This is a genomic window from uncultured Pelagimonas sp., from assembly GCF_947498515.1.
Classification (GTDB): Bacteria; Pseudomonadota; Alphaproteobacteria; order Rhodobacterales; family Rhodobacteraceae; genus Pelagimonas.
This window is the reverse complement of the sequence record NZ_CANMKO010000041.1, coordinates 1-258: the sequence shown is the minus strand read 5'-3', so window position 1 is coordinate 258 and position 258 is coordinate 1. Positions and strand designations below refer to the sequence as shown.

General features: G+C 57.0%; 1 pseudogene. It reads right to left on the bottom strand.

Going from position 1 to position 258, the window contains the following annotated elements:
- Positions 1-258, bottom strand: a pseudogene (locus Q1A43_RS22430) (UDP-glucose 6-dehydrogenase); the annotation flags it as partial.

Below are 258 nucleotides of genomic sequence, written 5' to 3'. Positions count from 1 at the left end.
GGCGCTTTCCAAATCGGTCGTCACAATCGGAAATTCACGAAGATAAAGCGGGCGGTAAATCTCGGCCATAACGTCGGTGGCGCGCTCGTTTTGAACGCCGACGACCACGCGGTCGGGCTTCATGAAATCATCAATCGCCGCCCCTTCACGCAGGAATTCCGGGTTGCTGGCGACATCGAATTCGAGGTCAGGATTGGCCTTGGCGATGGTTTGCTTGACCTGGCGATTGGTGCCGACGGGCACAGTGGATTTGGTCAC